General features: G+C 41.0%; 7 protein-coding genes. All 7 read left to right on the forward strand.

The genetic code is table 11. The features are described from left to right. The first annotated feature begins 83 nt into the window (after nucleotides 1-83). The 7 genes from betA (at nucleotide 84) to MUA87_RS01405 (ending at nucleotide 23,401) form a co-directional block, all read left to right on the forward strand. On the forward strand, nucleotides 84-1,772 hold the full coding sequence (gene betA / locus MUA87_RS01370; protein ID WP_002480010.1) for a choline dehydrogenase: 1,689 nt from the start codon (nucleotides 84-86) through the stop codon (nucleotides 1,770-1,772). A gap of 338 nt (nucleotides 1,773-2,110) precedes the next feature. Beyond that, nucleotides 2,111-17,914, forward strand: a complete 15,804-nt coding sequence (locus tag MUA87_RS01380; protein WP_316960860.1) for a G5 domain-containing protein — start codon at nucleotides 2,111-2,113, stop codon at nucleotides 17,912-17,914. Between the two features lie 428 nt (nucleotides 17,915-18,342). Further along, nucleotides 18,343-19,548, forward strand: coding sequence for a DegT/DnrJ/EryC1/StrS family aminotransferase (locus tag MUA87_RS01385; protein WP_002480007.1), 1,206 nt, complete (start codon nucleotides 18,343-18,345; stop codon nucleotides 19,546-19,548). Then, nucleotides 19,545-20,654: an ATP-grasp domain-containing protein gene (locus MUA87_RS01390; RefSeq protein ID WP_096754405.1), complete on the forward strand. Its 1,110-nt coding sequence runs from the start codon at nucleotides 19,545-19,547 to the stop codon at nucleotides 20,652-20,654. Before MUA87_RS01385 ends, MUA87_RS01390 begins: the two co-directional genes overlap by 4 nt. Then, a complete protein-coding gene (locus tag MUA87_RS01395) occupies nucleotides 20,655-21,560 on the forward strand; it encodes an NAD-dependent epimerase/dehydratase family protein (protein ID WP_262551163.1) in 906 nt (301 codons plus the stop codon). Continuing rightward, nucleotides 21,538-22,128: a sugar transferase gene (locus tag MUA87_RS01400; RefSeq protein ID WP_002480004.1), complete on the forward strand. Its 591-nt coding sequence runs from the start codon at nucleotides 21,538-21,540 to the stop codon at nucleotides 22,126-22,128. Before MUA87_RS01395 ends, MUA87_RS01400 begins: the two co-directional genes overlap by 23 nt. A gap of 16 nt (nucleotides 22,129-22,144) precedes the next feature. Further along, the gene (locus tag MUA87_RS01405) at nucleotides 22,145-23,401 is read left to right on the forward strand and encodes a glycosyltransferase (RefSeq protein WP_262551165.1); all 1,257 of its coding nucleotides are present in this window, start codon (nucleotides 22,145-22,147) and stop codon (nucleotides 23,399-23,401) included. Nucleotides 23,402-23,429: the final 28 nt, after the last annotated feature.

Here is a 23,429-nt window from a genome sequence, read left to right on the forward strand (position 1 = left end):
TTTTCGCCTCTCTGTTCTCGCTCTCTTTTTGGACAAATTAAGATAAATCGAGCATAACCATTTTCTATAGGAGGAAGACATAAATGAGTAAATCTTATGATTATGATTATATTATTATCGGCGGGGGCAGTGCCGGTTCAGTTTTAGGTAATCGTTTAAGTGTAGACAAGAACAATGAGGTATTAGTATTAGAAGCAGGACGCAGCGACTATTTTTGGGATTTATTTATTCAAATGCCAGCAGCATTAATGTATCCATCAGGAAATCGTTTCTACGACTGGATTTATGCGACAAATAACGAACCACATATGGGCGGTCGTCAAGTTGCACACGCACGCGGTAAAGTATTAGGCGGTTCAAGTTCAATCAACGGTATGATTTATCAACGTGGTAACCCGATGGACTATGAAAAATGGGGTTCACCAAAAGGTATGGAAACTTGGGATTACGCACATTGCTTACCATACTTCAAACGTTTAGAAACAACATTCGGTGCAGAACAAGATGACGAATATCGTGGTCATCATGGTCCGATTAAATTAAAACGTGGACCAGCGAAAAACCCATTATTCCAAGCGTTCTTTGATGCAGGTGTGCAAGCAGGCTACAATAAAACACCTGATGTGAACGGTTTCCGTCAAGAAGGTTTCGGACCTTTCGACAGCCAAGTTCATAATGGTCGTCGTGTATCAGCTTCACGCGCTTACTTACATCCAGTAATGAAACGTAAAAATTTACATGTTAAAACACGTGCGTTTGTGACGAAATTAAACTTTGAAGGTAATAAGGTTACAGGCGTGACATTTAAACGTAATGGTAAATTGCATACGGTTACCGCAAAAGAAGTTATCTTATCAGGTGGTGCGTTCAATACACCACAATTACTTCAATTATCAGGTATCGGTGATTCTGAACACTTGAAATCATTAGGTATTGAACCACGTATTCATTTACCTGGTGTCGGTGAAAACTTCGAAGACCACTTAGAAGTGTACATTCAACATGCAGCATCTCAACCTGTGTCAGAACAACCAAGTTTAAATCCATTAAAAATGCCATTTATCGGTTTACAATGGATCTTCAGCCGTACAGGACCAGCCGCAACGAACCACTTTGAAGGTGGCGGATTCGTACGTTCAAACGATGATGTGAAGTATCCAAACTTGATGTTCCACTTCTTACCGTTAGCGGTACGTTATGATGGCGAGAAAGCAGAAACAAAACATGGTTTCCAAGTACACGTTGGACCAATGTATTCTAACTCTCGCGGCAGCTTGAAGATTAAATCAACAGACCCATTTGAACATCCTGACTTTGTGTTCAACTATCTTTCAACAGAAGAAGATAAACGTGAATGGGTAGAAGCTATTCGTGTTGCACGTAATATCTTATCTCAACCTGCACTTGCACCGTATAACGATGGAGAAATTTCCCCAGGACCAGAAGTTCAAACAGATGAAGAAATTTTAGATTGGGTACGCCGCGACGCTGAAACAGCATTACATCCTTCATGTAGTGCGAAAATGGGACCTGCTTCAGACCCAATGGCCGTTGTAGACCCATTAACAATGAAAGTACATGGCATGGAAAACTTACGTGTTGTTGATGCATCAGTCATGCCTACAACAACAAACGGTAATATTCATGCGCCTGTCTTAATGATTGCGGAAAAAGCTGCAGATATTATTTTAGGCAATGATCCAATGAAACCAGAATATATGGATTATTATGTACATGGTAAACATGATAAAAATGCAGGAACAGTTCAATAATTAACGTTTTAAAAGGAGTCTTCAAATAGTGGAGGACTCCTTTTTTTATATACTTTTAGAAAGTCTGTTTATTGCCATACGATGATGCAAAATTATAAATGTTTAAGTTTTGATACATAGGGATAAGAGAAACGTAACGAGGAAGTGTACAAAAGTAAATTTCATGTTAAAAATATTTATCAAAATAAAAAAAGTGTGAAACTTTTGAAATTTACTAAAATAGTTATAGACACTTCTTGAAATTTCAGTATAATTAACTCAATTAGCAATTTTTAAACGAAACTAAATGTTGAACAAGCGAAACAAAGGTTTGGAGAAAACGAGGAGGAATTTTTTCTATGAAAAAATTAGATTTTCTTCCGAATAGACGGAACAAGTATTCTATACGTAAATTTACCGTAGGAACAGCTTCGATTCTATTAGGAACAATGTTGATTTTAGGAGTAAACGATGAAGCCAGAGCAGCTGAAAACAGCACATCTGATTCATCAGGCAGCAGCTCAAGCAGCTCGACGGGAAGTGGCGACACTTCAACAACTGAGTCAACTACAGAAACTACACCGACACAAGAGACACAAACAAATACGCCAGAAACAACGACGAATACGACAGAAACAGCACCACAAGTTGATACCTCTCCACCACAAGAACCGGCTCAAAATACAACTGAAACAACAGAAACACCTGCGACATCCACGCCATCTGGTGAGACGTCTGCGCCAACAACTGACCCTGCGTCAGCACCAGATACGACTACAGAACAAGATTCAACACCTTCTAATCAAGAATCTTCAACACCAACATCTTCAGAAACACCAACACCTTCACAGCCATCATCAAGTGAATCATCTCAAACACAAAGTACTCCTGATACTAAGACAACACCTTCAACAGACGCACCTTCATCATCAAACGACACTTCATCAGACTCTCAAACAACACCATCAAATGATACATCATCAGAATCTCAAGCGGCACCATCAAATGATACATCAAATCCAGATACATCAACAGGAACGTCAGATGCACCATCAACAACTGATAATAACACTACAAATAGTACAGCTAATGATACTTCTACGCCAAATTCAACGAATGACACAACGATTTCATCTATTGAATCACCAACACCGACATTGTCTCAAGATTTATCACAAACATTGGATAGCAGTACAGATAAAGAAAGTGCTTTAACAGATTATTTAGCAACTGAAGAAAATTTATCACCTGAAGCAGCACAACAAGTGGTAGATGGTATGGCAGTAGATGCGAATACTGCGACAGATGAAGAAATCGCAGGTGCTTTATTGACTTCTTATTTACTGAATACATCGAGCGCACCTGGCAGTGATCCTGTGGGTGAATTACCATTAACAACATCTACACAATCATCAACGACATCAAGTTCAACAAGTATTTCACCGACGTTTCGTATGATGGCATTTTCAGCATATGCAGCACCAGCACCAGCGACACAAGTCAGCACGTGGGATCAGTTTATTGCGGCGTTAAATGACAAAACAGTCTCTAATATTCAATTGACTGGCAATATCACAGGTACAAGCTCACCGAACCTTCAAACTTCAACAGGACGCTCTGTGACGATTGATGGTGGCGGTTATACGTTGAATACGGGAACGAATATTATTAACGCCCCAGCAACATCAGGCAGTTGGAATATGACGTATCAAAATATGAATATTACAACAGGCAATACAGGTGGTTTAGTAAACTTCGGCGCAAGTACGACGACTAACAACACTATCTCGTTCAATAACGTCAAACATACTGGCAGTAACTTGGTGAGCAGTACACTCGCAAACCAAAACGTGAATGTTAATATTAGCGGCAACTTCAGTTCAATTAGTAATGACAGTACTTTAAACCGTTCAAACATTGGTGCGAAGAATATCAATATTGCGGCAGATGCGACAGTTAATATTACACGTACTGGTTTAGGTAACGCACTGCAAGTCGTTGATGGCGGTGTAATTACAACAGGTACGAATTCAAATATTACAATGAACGTTTCGCCAACCAACCCATGGGGCACAACGAACGGCACAACTGCATTCCAAGTCGGTAATGGTGGCTCTGTGTTAATCGGTGATGGTTCGACATTAAATATTACAGGTCAAAATATTTTTGACTTTGCGAATGATGGCACGCTTTACACAGGTGCGAATTCTACAATCAATATCAGTCAAAAAGGTAACGGTAACATTGTAGATATGGGGACTGGCAGTACTTTCGAAGTTGGCCAATACTCTAAATTCATCGCATATTCCGATGGACACCGTGCGGGTGATTACTCAAACAACAACTTGATAGGATTAGATGGTAACTCTCAAATTTTAATTGATGAGTACGCGACATTATTCTTAGATGCGAAAAACCATCAATGGAATCCAGATACTAAGACACAAGTCGGCGCTTATAATGACTTAGTTAACATTAATGCGACAGGTACGCAAAGTGCATTATTATGGGTGAAAGATAATGCGACATTAGACTTGCGTACAGATAACCGTGACTATTACGCGGAAGTTTTATCGATTCCTTTAGGCGGTACAAGTCAAAACCGCCAATTTATCTTTGATAATGCGAACTATATCAACTTCCAAAAGAATAGTATTGTCACAAGTGGTCAAAGTACAAATGGCAGTAAGCCGAACTTGATTTATATGGATCCTGGCTCTCCAGGCTATATGAAGTGGAATGGCTCTTATATTGTTAAAACTTGGAATGCGACACACTTTAGTGATCCAAATCAAAGTGCAGATGCGGATACAGTTTGGTCTGACGTCGTAGATTTACAAGCAGCACAAAAAGGTTTCTCTACAGGTACACCAACTTATAATACAGCAGAATCTACAAGTGCCAGCTCAACACCTTCAGGTACAAGCAGTAAAGACTTAAGTACTTTAAATTTAAATACGATTCAAAGAATTGTGTTAATCAGTAATAACTCAGTCAACCCTGAAGCTGTGCCGGCGCAAACAACAGTAGAAACAATTGAGCCAAGCACAAGTTATCAAGCTGTTTCAGACCCGACAAAACCGCTTGGTACTGAAACGATTGTGGTAGAAGGTGTACCAGGTTCACAAACTGTAACAACAGAACCAGGTAAAGATACTATTGTGAACGTGACACAACAGCCAACAAACGAAGTTATAGGTGTGAATAATGTACAAGCGACGACAACAACTATTCCTTACAACACACAATATGTCGGTGTAAACCAACCAACAGATTATACAAACGTGCGTACACAAGGCCAAGCAGGATCAACAACAACGACAACGACTTATACGGTTGACCCAGCAACAGGTCAATTATCTAATCCAGTGACTACTACATCGACAGTTCAACCTGTAACACAAGTCATTGAAAAAGGAACAGTTCAAACAACAACAGCAGATGTACCATATGAAACGATTTATAGAGAAAATCCAAACTTACCTCAAGGTACACAAAACGTTATACAACAAGGGGTAACGGGTCAAACACAAACGACAACGACTTATACAGTGAACCAGACAACAGGTGCATTAGAAAATCCGACAAAATCAACAACGACATTAACACAAAAGCAAGATCAAATTATTGAAGTAGGATCAGGTGTGACAACATCAACAACTTCACCGATTCCATCAGGTACGACATATGTTGCAGATCCAAACCCTGATGCAGGAGTTGGAGACCAAACAGTTGTGACGCAAGGTCAAGATGGTGTCGCAACAACAGTAAAAGAACCTGGTCAAGAAGCAGTTACAACAACGACAACACCAGCTGTTGATGAAGTCATCAGTGTGGATAATGTTGATACTAACGTGACACCGATTCAATATAATACGGTGTATCGTTATAACCCGGATTTAGCAGTAGGAACAACGAATACGTTAGTTCAAGAGGGACAAAATGGTTCGACAACGACTACAACAACGTATGATGTAGATACGACAACAGGTGCATTATCTAACCCGCAAACTGTGACAAATACAATCAATCCAGTTGACCAAGTCTATGAATATGGACCAGTTGCAGGCGATACAGTGTATCAAGTCGACCCGAACTTACCATACAACCAAACAAATACAGTGCCAGGCACGCCAGGGGATCCGAACGATCCAAACAACTTGCCGACGGACACAATTGTTTATGTTGGTAATGTCAGCACATCAACAACACCAATTATTCATAGTACGGAATACATTGGTGTGAATGAACCTACGACGTATAGAAATGTAGTGGCTGAAGGCAGTGATGGTTCAACAACAACGACAACAACATATGAGGTCAATCCTCAAACAGGTGAATTGATTAATCCGCAAACTAATACAGAAACAGTGCCTGCAGAAAATCGCGTAATTGAAAAAGGGACAGTCCAAGTTACAACAGCAGAAGTACCATATGAAACGACTTATAGAGAAAACCCAGATTTACCACAAGGCACAGAAAATGTGTTGCAAGAAGGTGTGGTAGGTCAAACACAAACAACAACAACTTATACAATCAACAGCACAACAGGTGAATTAGAAAGTCCCGTTTCAAATACAGATACTTTAGTACAAGCACAAGACCGTATTATTGAAGTGGGTACAGGTACGACGTCTGTCACAACTACACCAATTCCAGCGACAACGGTTTACCAAGCGAACCCTGACAAAGATTCAGGTACAGGTGACCAAATTGTGGTTGTTGAAGGTCAAGATGGTGTGTCAACAACAGTGAAAGAACCAGGTCAAGAAGCGGTTACAACGACAACCACACCAGCGGTTAATGAAGTCATCGGTGTAGATAATGTTGATTCAGCGACAGCACCGATTCCATATGAAACAATCAACCGTTATAACCCAACATTACCTGTTGGTTCACAAAATGTAGTCGTTCAAGAAGGACAAGAGGGTACCGCAACGACAATCAAGACATATGAAGTTGACCCGGCAACAGGTGCGTTATCTAATCCGGTGACAACGGAAGAAGTGTCTCCATCAACACCGCGTATCGTAGAATACGGACCAGTTGAAGGTAATACGGTTTATCAAGTCGACCCGAACTTGCCATATAACCAAACAAATACAGTACCAGGTACACCTGGAGATCCAAATAATCCGAATAACTTACCAACGGATACTATTGTGTATGTCGGTAATGTCAATACAACAAATGAAACATTACCTTATGACACGCAATATGTAGGTGTTAATCAACCGACAGATTATACAAATGTACAAACAGCGGGACAAAATGGTGTGACGACAACGACAACAACTTATGAAGTCGATCCAAATACGGGTACATTGATTAATCCATCTATTTCAACACAAACGACACAACCTGTGACAGAAGTGGTTGAAAAAGGAACAGTACAAGTTGCGACAACACCAGTACAATATGAAACGATTTATCAAGAAAATGCTAATTTACCTGTAGGCGTTCAAAATGAAATCCAACCAGGTGTGGTTGGGGAAACAACAACGACAACAACGTATACAGTGAATCCTGAAACAGGTGCATTAGAAAATCCGTCATCAACAGATGCGACAACAGTTCAAAAACAAGACCGTATTATTGAAGTCGGTACAGGTACAACTGTTGTGACTACAGATCCGATAGCGCCGACAACGGTTTATGAAGCAAACCCTAATCCAGATGCGGGCACAGGTGATTACACAGTAATAACACCTGGACAAGCAGGTGAAACGACAACTACGAAAGAACCTGGTCAAGAGCCAGTCACTGAAATTACGACACAACCTGTGAATGAAGTCATTGGTGTGGATAACGTAGATACAACAACAGAAACAATTCCGTACCAAACAGAAACACGTTATAACCCGAACTTGCCAGTAGGCAGTACAGATGTAGTGGCACAACCAGGTCAAGATGGTGTGATTACGACAACGACAACGTATGACGTAGATACAACGACAGGACAACTGTCTAATCCACAAGTGTCAACAGAGACAACACAACCTGTGACACAAATTATCGAATATGGTCCGGTTGCCGGAGAAACGATTTATCAAGCAGACCCGAACCTGCCATATAATGAAACAACGACGGTTGAAGGTACGCCTGGCGATCCGAATGACCCGAATAATCTGCCTACAAACACAGTGATTAAAGTAGGTAATACAACACATGAACTCGCAACATTACCTTATGACACGCAATATGTAGGTGTGAGTCAACCGACAGATTATACAAATGTCAGAACAGAAGGACAAGAAGGTTCAACAGCTACGACAACGACGTATACAGTGGACCCAGATACAGGTGCGTTATCAAATCCGGTCACTTCTGTTCAAACGATTGGACCAGTTACACAAGTGGTTGAAAAAGGAACGGTTCAAACGACAACAGCGGATGTCCCATATGAAACGATTTATAGAGAAAACCCAGATTTACCACAAGGCACACAAAATGTGGTACAACAAGGCGTAGTTGGTCAGACACAAACAACGACAACGTATACGATAAATCCAGAAACAGGTGCGTTAGAAAGTCCAACATCTGACACAATAACTACGATTTACAAACAAGACCAAATTATTGAAGTAGGTACAGGCGTAACGACATCTACAACGTCACCGATTTTACCGACAACAACTTACCAAGCGAACCCTGATGCAGACCCTGGCACAGGAGACCAAGTTATCTTAGTGCCTGGTCAAGAAGGTGTTGCGACAACGGTAAAAGAGCTGGGTAAAGAAGCGGTCACTACAACGACTACAGAACCGGTAAATGAAGTGATTGGCGTGGATAACGTGGATACTACAACGAGCACGACAGCTTATGATACGATTACACGTTATAATCCGAACTTGCCGACAGGCAGTACAAATGTAGTTGTTCAACAAGGTCAAGATGGCGTTACAACAACGACAACTACGTATGAAGTAGACCCGACAACAGGCCAATTATTAAATCCGCAAGTAGAAACAAACACAACAGAACCAGTGAGTCAGATTGTGGAATATGGTCCTGTCGCAGGCAATGTCGTATATCAACCTGACAGTAATGTACCTTATAATCAAACTAATACTATTGAAGGTACACCTGGGGATCCAAATGATCCGAATAACTTACCGACAGATACAGTTGTCAAAGTGGGTAATGTGCAAACGGATGTGACGACACAACCATATGAAACAACATATGTAGGTGTGAGTCAGTCGACAGATTACACAAATGTTCAAACACAAGGTCAAGACGGTACAACGATTACCACAACAACGTATCAAGTGGATCCAAACACAGGTTCACTATCAAACCCTGTGACTGCAGTTCAAACGATTGCGCCAGTGACACAAGTGGTTGAAAAAGGAACAGTTCAAACAACAACAGCGGATGTCCCATATGAAACGATTTACAAAGAAAATCCGGATTTACCACAAGGTACACAAAATGAAGTTCAAACAGGTATTACAGGTCAAACACAAACAACAACGACTTACACAGTGAACACACAAACAGGTGCACTAGAAAGTCCAGTTGAAAACACAACGACATTAGTTGAAAAGCAAGACCGCATTATTGAAGTGGGTACAGGCGTAACAACGTCTACGACAACACCAATCCCACCTGAAACAACTTATCAAGCAAATCCTGATAATGATCCAGGTGTCGGCGAACAAACGATTATTACACAAGGTCAATCTGGTGTATCAACGACAGTTAAAGAACCTGGGCAAGAGGCAGTTACGACAACGACAACAGAACCTGTGACGGAAGTCATTGGCGTAGATAATGTGGATGTGACACAACAAGATATTCCGTATAACACGATTGAACGTTATAATCCGAATTTACCAGTGGGTACAACGAATTCAGTGGCACAAGAAGGGCAAACGGGTCTTAAAACAACAACGACAACGTATGAAGTTGACCCAGATACAGGCGCATTATTAAATCCTGCGATTAATACAACAGAAACTGCGCCAGTAGATCGTATTATTGAATATGGTCCAGTGGCAGGAGAAGTAATTTATCAACCGGATCCAAGCTTACCAGTAGGCCAACAAACGACTACTGAAGGTGTACCAGGAGATCCAAACGATCCAAATAACTTACCGACAGATACGGTTGTTAAAGTAGGTAATGTCGATACTGCGACAACAATCTTACCGCACGATGTGACATACGTGGCAGTAGATCAACCGACAGATTATAAGAATGTCGCAACAACAGGTGTTGATGGTTCAACGACTACTACAACAACGTATCAAGTGGATCCAAATACAGGTGTGTTAAGCAATTCGACATCAGTTAATCAAACAACAGAACCTGTGACAGAAGTTGTGGAAATCGGTACACAACAAGTCACTACAGCTGAAGTACCTTATACAACGATTTATAGAGAGAACCCAGACCTTGCGGAAGGCACACAAAATGAACTTCAAGCAGGTGTCATTGGACAGACACAAACGACAACAACTTATAGCGTGAATCCAGAAACTGGAGAGTTATACAATCCAGTTGCGAATACAGTAACGCTGACTGAAAAACAAGATCGTATTGTAGAAGTCGGCACTGGCGTGACAGTAACAGACACGACAGTGATTCCGCCGACGACAACGTATGAAGCAGCACCGAACCCAGATGCAGGTGTCGGTAACACGACAGTGATTACAGAAGGTGTACCAGGTGAATCAACAACAACGAAAGCACCAGGACAAGATCCAGTTACTGAAACAACAACACCGCCTGTCAACGAAGTGATTGGTGTTGATAATGTAGACACAACAACAGATACGATTCCATTTGAAACGCAATATGTGGCAGTAGATCAACCTATCGGCTATGAAAATGTGGCGACATCAGGTCAAAATGGTACAACAACGACAACAACAACGTATCAAGTCGACCCGAATACAGGTGCATTGATTTCTCCAGAAACAACAACAACGACAGAACAACCAGTGGCACAAGTGATTGAAATCGGTACAAAACAAGTGACAACAAACGATATTCCATTTAATACAACGTATGTCGATAATCCGAACTTGCCAGTAGGAACTGAAAACGAAGTCCAAGCAGGTATTGTGGGACAAGAAGAAATCACAACAACATATACTGTAAATCAGACAACAGGCGCACTTGAAAATCCAGTGTCTGTGACAACAACACAAGTTGAAAAACAAGATCGTATTATTGAACGTGGTACAGGTGTCACAACAACTGAAGTGACAGAGCTGCCACCGAAAACAATCTATGTTGCGGATTCAGATAGTGATGCAGGTGTGGGCGGTACGACTGTTCTTACGCCAGGACAAGCAGGTTCAACAACGACAACGACTGAACCAGGTCAAACACCTGTCACAGAGACAGTTCCTGCTGTAGACCAAGTTGTAGGTGTTGATAACGTAGATACAAGCACAACAGATGTTCCGTTTGAAACACAATATGTCGGTGTGAACCAGCCTGTGGGTTATGAAAATGTTGCAACGACAGGTCAAAACGGTACAGAAACAACGACAACAACGTATGATGTGAATCCGGAAACTGGAGCGTTGACGAACCCTCAAGTTTCAACAACATCAACACCAGCTACTGCACAAGTTGTGGAAATTGGTACAACGCAAGTTGAAACTAACGATGTGAATTACGAAACAATTTATAGAGAAAATCCAGACTTGCCTGCAGGTACACAAAATGAAATTCAAGCAGGTATTACAGGACAAACTCAAACAACAACAACTTATACAGTAAATGCGCAAACAGGTGCGTTAGAAAATCCAACTTCAAATACAGTAACAACAAAAGAAGTACAAAACCGTATTGTTGAAGTCGGTACAGGTGTAACGACACAAACTACGACACCAATCGCACCAACAACAAGTTACACCGCAAACCCTGATACAGCGCAGCCAATCGGAGAACAAACAGTGATCACAGAAGGTGTGCCAGGTGAATCGACAACAACGAAAGCACCAGGACAAGAGCCTGTTACTGAAACAACAACGCAACCTGTGAATGAAGTCATTGGTGTAAACAATGTGACACAAACAGAAACGGATGTACCATATGAAACAATTATCCGTTATAATCCGAATCTGCCAGTCGGCACAACGGATTATGTAGCACAAACAGGACAAAATGGTTCAACTATTTCTACAACAACTTATGAAGTTGATACAAACACAGGTGCATTGATTAATCCGAACACACAAACAACAACAATTGATCCAATAAATCAAATTGTAGAATACGGACCAGTTGCTGGCGGTACAACATATCAAGCAGACCCGACATTACCAGCAGGTCAAACAAGTACAGTACCAGGTCAACCAGGAGATCCGAATAATCTGCCGACGGATACTGTGGTAAAAGTGGGCAACATGACAACAGAAACAAGCCCAGTTCCTTATAACACGCAATATGTAGGTGTTAGTGAACCGACAACGTATACAAATGTTCAAACACCAGGTCAAAATGGTACTGAGACAACTACGACAACATATACTGTGAACCCAGAAACAGGTGCACTTGAAAGTCCAGCAACTACAACAACGACAATCCCTTCAACAACTGAAGTGATTGAAAAAGGTACAGTACAAGTTGTAAATACGGATATTCCTTACGACACAGTATATAGAGAAAATCCAGATTTACCTGTAGGTACACAAAATGAAATTCAAGCAGGTAGCGTTGGCACATCACAAACAACAACAACTTACCAAGTAAATGGTCAAACAGGTGCGTTAGAAAATCCAACGTCAGAAACAACAATTCTATCTGGTGCACAAACACGCATAATTGAAGTAGGTGTCGGCACAACTGTTACGACAACAGATGTGATTGAGCCTAAGACAAACTATGTCGCAAATCCAGATGCAGACCCAGGCACAGGTGATCAAACAGTCATCACACCAGGTGAGCCAGGTGAATCGACAACAACGAAAGCACCAGGTCAAGAGCCTGTCACTGAAACAACAACACCAGCTGTTGATGAAGTGATTGGTGTAGACAATGTGGATACGACAACACAAACAATTCCGTACGAAACCATCATCCGTTATAATCCTGATTTACCTGTCGGTACAGTGAATCAAGTGGTACAAGAAGGTCAAGACGGTACGACAACAACGACAACGACATATGATGTAGACAGCACAACAGGTACATTGTCTAATCCGCAAGTAACACAAAGCACAACAGCACCTATCAATAAAATTGTAGAATATGGTCCAGTTGAAGGTACGATTGTGTATCAACCAGATACGAATCTGCCATATGGTGAAACAGAAACAATTCCAGGTACGCCAGGCGACCCGAATGATCCGAATAACCTACCGACTGAAACAGTAGTGAAAGTGGGTAACCAAGTTACAACAACGGATGCGTTGCCATATGACACGCAATATGTTCCAACAACTGAACCGGTAGGCTATGAAAATGTGAAAGTCGCAGGTCAAGATGGTACATCTACAACGACAACAGTGTATGATGTGGATCCAACAACAGGTACATTAAGCAATCCAGCAGTGACGACAAATACAACACCGGCTGTCACACAAGTTGTTGAAAAAGGCACAACACAAGTCACAACAAGTGCTGTACCATATGAAACGGTTTATGTAGAAAATCCTAATTTACCTGAAGGTGCACAAAATGTGCTTCAAGAAGGTTCAGCAGGTCAAACACAAACAACGACAGTTTATTCACTCAATGCGGAAACAGGTGCTTTAGAAAACCCAGTTTCTTCTACAGTGACAACACAAGAAGCAATCAATCGTATTATTGAAGTCGGTACAGGCGTAACGACAACAACGACAACACCGATTGCGCCGACTACGTCATACGAAGCTAATCCAGATTATACGCAACCTGTCGGAACACAAACTGTGACAGTTCCTGGTCAAGCAGGGGAATCAACGACAACGAAAGCACCAGGACAAGAAGCGGTTACGGAAACAACGATTCCTGCAGTGAATGAAATTATTGGTGTGAATAACGTAGAACGTACAGAAACAACCATTCCATACGAAACAATCGTACGTTATAACCCAAGCCTTCCTGTAGGTACAACAGATTATGTCGCACAAGAAGGTACGAACGGTACAACGACAACGACAACAACGTATGAGGTAGATAATCAAACAGGTGCGTTAACGAATCCACAAACACAAACGACAACAGTAGATGCGGTGAATCGTATTGTGGAATATGGACCGGTAGAAGGCGGCATCATTTATCAACCAGATGCGACGTTGCCTGCAGGCCAAACATCTACAACACCAGGTACACCTGGAGATCCAAACGACCCAGATAACTTACCGACAGATACTATTGTGAAAGTCGGCAATACAACAACCGAAACAACTCAAGTACCTTATGAAACGAAATATGTAGGTGTTGATGCACCAACAACTTATACGAATGTACAAACACCTGGTCAAACAGGTACAGAAACAACAACAACAACGTATAGCGTGAATCCTTCAACGGGTGCTTTAAGTAACCCGCAAATCACGACAACATCAACACCAGCTGTTGATGAAGTGATTGAAAAAGGTACGACACAAGTCACAACAGCTGACGTTCCTTACAATGTGGTTTACAAAGAAAATCCTAATCTACCTCAAGGTACAGAAAATATACTGCAAGCAGGTATCACAGGACAAACGCAAACAACAGTAACGTATACGGTGAATCCGCAAACAGGCGAGCTAGAAAATCCATTATCAACAGATCAAGTGCTAGTAGAAAAACAAGACTTGATTATTGAAGTGGGTGTCGGCACAACATCAACGACAACAACAGAAATTCCGCCAGAAACAACGTACGTTGCGAACCCTGATCCAGACGCAGGTACAGGTGATACACAAGTGGTGACACCAGGCGTACCGGGCGAGTCAACGACAACGAAAGCACCTGGACAAGAAGCGGTGACAGAAGTTACTACACCAGCGGTTAATGAAGTGATTGGTGTAGACAATGTGGATACGACAACGCAAACGATTCCGTATGAAACAATCATCCGTTACAATCCAGACTTACCTGTCGGTACAACAGATTATGTTGCGCAAGAAGGTCAAAATGGAGTCACTACAACGACAACAACGTATGAGGTGGACAGTCAAACTGGTGCGTTGACGAATCCTCAGACTGAAACACAAACAACAAATCCAGTGCAACGTATTGTGGAATATGGACCAGTAGAAGGCGGTGTGGTCTACCAACCAGATTCAAGTGTGCCATATGGCGAAACAGTAACTGTTCCAGGTACACCAGGTGACCCGAATGATCCAAATAATCCACCGACAGAGACGGTCGTTAAAGTTGGTAATATGACAACAGATACAACACCAGTTGCGTATGACACGCAATATGTACCGACAACTCAACCAGTGGGCTACGAAAATATTACGACACCAGGTCAAGACGGAGTAGTAACGACAACAACGATTTATCAAGTGGACAAGACAACAGGTACATTGATTAATCCAGAAGTAACATCAATCAAGACACCACCTGTCACACAAATTGTAGAAAAAGGTACAACACAAACATCAACGAACGATGTACCATACGAAACAGTGTATATCGAGAACCCTAACTTGCCTCAAGGCACACAAAACGAGTTACAGGCAGGTGTTACAGGTCAAACGACAACGACTGTGACGTATACGTTGAACCCACAAACAGGTGCGTTAGAAAATCCGACAGAAGTGACAACTACTGATATTGCGAAACAAGACAGAATCATTGAAGTCGGCAGCGGTACAACAACATCTACGACAACACCGATTGCGCCGCAAACTTCATATGAAGCGAACCCAGATGTATCACAACCAATTGGTACACAAACAGTGATTACAGAAGGACAACCAGGTGAATCTACAACAACGAAAGAACCGGGTCAAGAAGCGGTAACAGAAGTGACAACACCAGCAGTGAATGAGGTTATCGGTGTCAACAACGTAGAACAAACAACAGAAACGATTCCGTATGACACGATTGTCAGATATAATCCGAATCTGCCAGTCGGCACAACGGACCATGTCGCACAAGAAGGTCAAAACGGTGTTACTACGAAGACAACAACGTATGAAGTAGATGCGACAACGGGTGCGTTGATTAACCCGACAACGAATACTGAGACAACCAACCCAGTGCAACGTATTGTGGAATATGGACCAGCTGCAGGCCAAGTGGTTTACCAACCGGACCCGAACTTACCAGCAGGTGAAACAAGAACAGTGGAAGGTCAACCAGGTGATCCGAATGACCCAGATAATCCACCGACAAACACAGTCGTTTATGTAGGTAATGTCGTAACTGATTCAACATCAGTACCATACGATACGCAATATATCAGTACAGATGAGCCTATCGGTTATGAAAGTGTCGTAACACCAGGTCAAGACGGTACGACAACTACAACGACAACGTATGAAGTGGATCCGACGACAGGCGCATTAGTAAATCCAACAACATCAACTGAAACAACATCACCGACACCGCAAATTGTCGCAAAAGGTACAACTCAAACAACAACGAATGATGTACCATTCGAAACAATTTATCAAGAAAATCCTAACTTACCGCAAGGTACTCAAAATGAAGTACAAGCAGGTATCACAGGTCAAACTGAAACAACAACGACGTACACAGTTAATCCAGAAACTGGTGCACTTGAAAATCCATCAACTGTCACAACAACTGTGACACCGGCACAAAATAGAGTGATTGAAATCGGAGTCGGCACAACCGCAACGACAACAACAGAAATACCGCCGTCAACTTCATATGAAGCGAATCCAGATCCATCACAACCAATCGGTACACAGACAGTGACAACAGAAGGACAACCAGGTATTGAAACAACAACGAAAGTACCAGGGCAACCTGCGACATCAGAAATTACAACACCACCAGTCAATGAAGTGGTAGGTGTGAACAACGTTGAACAAACAACAACACCTATACCATTTGAAACAATTATCAGATACAATCCTGATTTACCAGTCGGTACAGTTAATCATGTGGCACAAGAAGGTCAAAACGGCGTAACTACAACGACAACAACGTACGAAGTAGACAAAACAACAGGCGCTTTATTGAATCCGACAACAACAGAATCTGTCACAACACCGCCAGTTGGCCGTGTGATTGAATATGGACCTGTCGCACCATCTACAACGTACCGTCCAAATCCAGACTTGCCAGTTGGCGAGACACAAGTGATAGAAGAAGGTACGCCAGGAGATCCGAATGACCCGAATAATCTGCCGAAAGACAGAGTGATCAGTGTCGGCACGAAAGTGGTCACAACGACAGATATCCCATATGACACAATCTACCAAGACAATCCGAACTTACCAGCAGGTACAGAATATGAAGTACAGCCAGGTAAAACAGGTCAAACACAAACAACAACAGTTTACGGCGTAGATCCGAAAACAGGTGAACTCATCAATCCAGATACAACAACAATTACACTGGTTGAAAAGGTAGACAGAATTGTTGAAAGAGGAACTGGCACAGTACCAGTTGACCCAGAAGATCCGGGTACAACACCAGAAGAACCAGAACAACCTGAAGATCCGGGCACAACACCAGAGGAACCAGAACAACCTGAAGATCCAGGCACAACACCAGAAGATCCAGGTACAACACCGGAAGAGCCACAAGAGCCGGAAAATCCTGAGAAACCAACACCAGAAGTTCCAGAAACGCCAGGCACACCAGAACAGCCTGAAAATCCAACGCAACCAGAAAAACCAGAAGAGCCTGAAACAGAAGTGCCAAATGAACCAAGCGAACCAAATCAACCAGAACAACCAACAACACCAAGTACACCTGAGACACCATCACAACCGACATCACCAGAAGTTACTGTGCCATCTGAAGATAAAGATGGAGTAACGCCACCACATGTACCATCTGAACCTGAAACTAATGATGGTACAACAGTAACGACTGAAGGTGAACAAGATGTACCAGCTCAGTCAGAAGCTGAAGGTAAACAACTAACAAAAGCAGATAAGCAACAAACTGCTAAAGATAAAGACTTACCTGATACAGGTCAAGATGATGTGAAGAAAACATTATTCGGCACATTGTTCGCTGGTTTAGGTGCTTGGTTACTCTTTGGCAAACGTCGTAAGAAAGATAATGAAGAGAAATAAGTATTAAATTTAAAAACTGAATAAGTAAGATGAGACGTCCTTTGAAAGTTCAAGGGCGTCTTTTTTATGGTTTTTTATTTCTGAAATGGTAAAGGCGAGATTGTGTTAATTGTATGTAAAGAATGTTAAGTAAGTGTTGATTTTATAATTAGTTTATTAATGGTATGTAATTCTAAATTTAGGATTGTTAAATAATAATTTTAATTACGAATATTGATTGAATACTTTTTACTTAGTGGATTATACTGTTACTAAATTGGAACATAATATCTAATTAGAATATTTGCGATGTGTGATGAAATGGCAGAAATCTTTTCGGATGGAAGCGATAAACAAAAAACCATTTGGATATTTGGCAGATATTCTAAAGTATTATTTCTTGGCATCATAGTGAGAGATAATCGTTAAAGATAAAGGAGAAGATAGCTATGCAAATACCATTTAGTCCGCCTAAAATTTCTGAAGAGGCCATCGAAAGTGTTGTGGAAACTTTAAGATGCGGTTGGATTACGACAGGGCCTAAAACGAAAGCATTTGAGGAAGCGTTAACTGACTATATGGGGACAGAAGGTACAGTCGCAATGAACTCAGCAACGGCTGCTTTAGAAATGACATTACGTTTATTAGGTATCGGCGAAGGGGACGAAGTCATCACTTCTGCTTATACATACACCGCTTCAGCCTCAGTCATCGCCCACGTCGGCGCTAAAATTGTATTAGTAGACACGCAAAAAGACTCCTTAGAAATGGATTACACACAACTCGAAGATAAAATTACAGAAAACACAAAAGCCATTATTCCTGTGGATATTGCAGGTCAATTATGCGATTACGATCGATTATTTGAAATTGCACGTCGTAAACAAGCACTTTTCCACACGGAAAATCCTGTGCACGCTTTATTAAATCGTATTGCGATTATTAATGATGGTGCCCATTCATTCGGCGCGACCAAAGGGGAAAACAAAAGCGGCAGTTTCGCAGACTTTACCACGTTCTCTTTCCATGCGGTAAAAAATCTGACGACTGCTGAAGGCGGGGCAGTTACATGGACGAAAGATTACGAAGCACATGGTTTTGATTTACAGAAACTATACAAAACTTCTATTCTGCACGGTCAAAGTAAAGATGCCTTATCTAAAATGCAGAAAGGCAACTGGGAATACGACATCTCAGAATTAGGTTACAAATTCAATATGACAGATATCAATGCGGCCATTGGTTTGGATCAACTCAATCATTATGATGAAAACTTAGCACGCCGTAAAGAAGTGGTACGTTTATATGATGAAAATTTAAACTCAGATGTTATCAAGACGCTAAAACACTTTGATAATGATAAAGAATCCAGCTGTCACTTATATATCACGTGGATTAAAGGGGCAACAGAAGAACAACGTAATGCGATTATTGAACATTTGGCGGATGAAGGTATTGCGACAAATGTGCATTATAAACCGTTACCGATGTTTTCAGCGTACCAAGAATACGGCTTTGACATTAAAGATTTCCCGAATGCGTATGCGCATTATGTGAACGAATTGACATTACCGCTCTATCCGCAGTTAACTGATGAACAAGTAGAATACATTATTAAACAAGTGAATGAAGCAGTCGGCGGGGTGCTGGTATGAAGAAGGTCTTAATTCTAGGTGTGGCACCTGTACAAGCTGAAGCTATTGAGAAATTAAAAGAGATGGGTTACGAAACACATGCGTTGGCTATGAAAAAAGATGGTCCTGGTGCTGACAGTGCAGATCATTTTGAAGAGATTAATATTATAGATGAAGCGGCAGTCATCGCTTATATCAAACAACATCATATTGATGCTGTTTATTCAGTAGGCTCAGATTTGGCTATGCCAGTTGCGAATAAAATCTCAGAAGCCTTAGATTTACCACACTTTGTCAGTTATGACACAGCATATGCATGTAATCACAAAGATGTAATGCGTGCACAAACCAAAGGGATTACAGGTTCTGTCCCTTTTGAAATCACAAAAGATGTGAACCATCAAACAGAAATTGACTACCCAGTCTTTGTGAAACCGACAGATGGTCAAGGACAACGTGGCATTACTTTAGTGACACAAGCTGCTGATTTACCAGAAGCGATTGCTTATGCGGTGGATCAGTCTAGAGAAGGCGCAGCAATTATTGAACGCTATATCGATGGTTATGAAATTTCAGTGAATGGCTATGTTGTAGATGGCGAATTGCAATTTACCTTAGTATCGATGCGTGAAACGTGGCCGCAACATCCAGGTTTAATCCATAAACATATTATCGACCCTGATTATGATTATCCTATGGCTTCTATTGAAGCAGCGATTGCAGCACACTTAGAGACCCTGAAAATTCAAAACGGTCCTGTGTATGCGCAAGTAAAAGTAATGAATCACGAAGCATTTATTATTGAAATTACGCCACGCTTTGATGGTTGTCATATGCATAAATTGATTCAATATTATAATCATGATGACTTATTAGAGAAAACGTTCAAGCATCTTCTAGAAGAACAAGCCCCTACATTTACGGAGGCGACAACGACACAACCAGTAGTCTTAGAATTTATGTGTGAGACACCGAAACAACCGATTGATTATTATCAATTCAAAGTACCAGATCATACTTTAGAAAGCTATCGTTATTACCAACAAGGAGAATTCATCAGACCTGTTAACGGTGTGTATGACAAAGTGGGCTTTTATATTTATCCGCTGATGAAGGAGGAAGATTAAATGGCCTTTAGAATTACAGGCGGCACAGGATTGCTTGGTCGCTATCTGACTGCTTTATTAGAAGATAAAGCTATTGATTATACAGTTTTATCACGTCGTCAAAATACAGAAGATGCGCATCAAGTTCAAACCGATTACAGCGAGGCTTCTTTGGAGATGATATTTCAAGAAGATGATGTCATTGTTCATCTGGCAGGTAATAGAGGACCAAAGAAAAACATCAGCAGTTATACAGAAGAAGTACAGATGGCACAACATGTGTTTGAAGCGGCGCTTGAACAAAAATGTAAAAAAGTAATCGTGGCTTCTTCTATTTCTGTATATGATGATACTTCTACATTGCCTTGGCAGGAAGAAGACGCAGTGAGTGATGTGCCGAAGTCTTTATATGGTTTGAATAAACGTTATATTGAACAGCTGGCTGCGTATTATCGTAAGCATTATCAGTTGGATATAGTGTGTTTACGTTTCTCTCATTTATTTGGCGCACATGAGAAAAATAACTATATGATTAATTATTTTATGCGCTTAGCTTTGTTAGGGAAGCCCTTAACAGTAATGGGTGAGAGTGATGTATCACGTGAATTTTTATATACGAAAGATGCGGCAAATGCGATTTGGCAAGCGTCACAGCATCCAAACACTTCCTTAATTCAAAACATTAAAGGCAGTGAAACGTTAACGAACCTAGAAGTGGCGCAACATATCAATCAAGTGTTCGGCAATCCGACTGACATTCAACGTCAAGATGAAGATGTGCCGGATTATTTTGAACCTTCTTATATGGATGGTGCACGAGCACAACAAGAAATTGATTTTGTCCCTCAATATCAGTTTATAGATGCATTACAAGAAATTTATCGAGAAATGGAGGGGCTGCGTGATGAGTTACCGGAAAAATATTAAGCGTTTGTTAGATGTGTTGTTATTTGTAGCGTTGTTGCCGGTGTTATTAATTGTAGCTTTGCCTGTTAGTATAATGATTAAGAGAGAAGATAAAGGCAGTATCTTATATAATGGACAACGTTTAGGTGTCGGTATGTTGCCTTTTGAAATGCATAAGTTTCGTACAATGAAAGAAAACGCACAAGACATTCGTAATGCGGATGGCAGTACGTTCAATAGTGATCAAGACCCGCGTGTGACAAATATCGGTCGTGTGTTACGTCAAACAAGTATTGATGAATTACCGCAATTGCTGAACGTATTAAAAGGTGACATGAGCTTTGTTGGACCGCGTCCGAGTCCGCTTGGCAATACACATCGTTATCCGGATTACTATAAAACAAAGTTTCATGTGAAACCTGGTATTACGGGTTTAACACAAGCTTTGTTGCGAAATAGTGCTTCGATGGAAGAACGTATGCGTTTAGATGCTTTCTATGCGGCGAATGTCAGCTTTAAAATGGATGCATTTGTGATTTATAAAACGATTTCAACGGTGTTATTACGAAAAAATATTAATCAGAAGTAAGAGAGGAATAGCACTTATGAAGAAAGAACTGATTTTGTTGACGAATTACTTTCCTTACTATAAAGGAGAGGAATATTTAGAAGAAGAAATCAAATATTTGGCAGAAGCCTTTGATCACATTGTGATTGTTCCGACAATGGTCAGTCAGAAGATGAAAGTGACAAGAGAAGTACCGGATGTTGCGACAGTCATCGACTTGCCTTTCCCGCAAGGACTAAAAGATAAGGCCATCAACTTCTTAAAAACAGGGCCAAATATTTTATTAAGTCAACCGCGTTTACGCAGTATCGGTGAAAATGCAGGTTCCTTAAATCCTTATAAGTGGATGTACAACTTGTATTTTGAATCGAGAACAGATGCGATTTATCAAGACCTAGTACACTCACATTTATTACCGGAAAATGATGGCTATACGCAGCTTTATATTTATAGTTATTGGTTTTATATCACTGCGAACCTCGGCAGAAAATTAAAATATGATTATTATGGTGATGATTCTATCCCATTTATTTCTAGAGGACATGGTTATGATGTCAATGATTATATTAAACCGTTTAGCTTCTTGCCGATGCGTCAAGCAATGTTGAAACATGTGGATGTGTTATACCCAGTGTCTGATACGAGTTCGAACTATTTAAGCAACAAGTTCCCGAAATATGCGGATAAAATTGAAACCAGACGTCTCGGTGTAGGTGAAGGCAATTATCAAGTTTCATTACGTCAGCCGCCTTTATTTGTCAGCTGTTCAACGATTCGTAAATTAAAGCGTTTAGATGTCATTATTGATGCGTTAGCACAATTGAATGAACAAGGTTATGATTTCAAATGGGTACATATCGGTGATGGTCCAGATGCGCAAAAAATTGAAGCATTGGCAAAAGAGAAATTAAAGCCGTCTCAATATGAATTGATTGGACGTTTGCCGAACAAAGACGTCAGAAAATGGTATCATGAGCATAACCCGACGTTATTTTTAAACACTTCTGAATCAGAGGGTGTACCAGTCTCTGTCATGGAAGCGATGGCGAATGCGATTCCTGTTGTAGCTTCAGATGTCGGAGGTACAGCTGAAATTGTACAAACAGATGTAAATGGTACTTTAATCAGTGACGCACTTAAGCCAGAAGAGGCAGCACGTGCGATTGAATATTTCATAAATCTTTCAGATGAAGCTTATCAAGGCTATGCGAAAGGTGCTTACCAAACTTGGCAGACGCTCTGTGATTCTGAAAGTCTTTATACTGAATTTGCGCATGAACTTGCACAACCTTAAGCGTTCAACTCAGTATATTGCTAGACAC

The sequence above is a fragment of the Staphylococcus simulans genome (assembly GCF_025561465.1).
In the GTDB taxonomy this organism is placed as follows: Bacteria; Bacillota; Bacilli; order Staphylococcales; family Staphylococcaceae; genus Staphylococcus; species Staphylococcus simulans.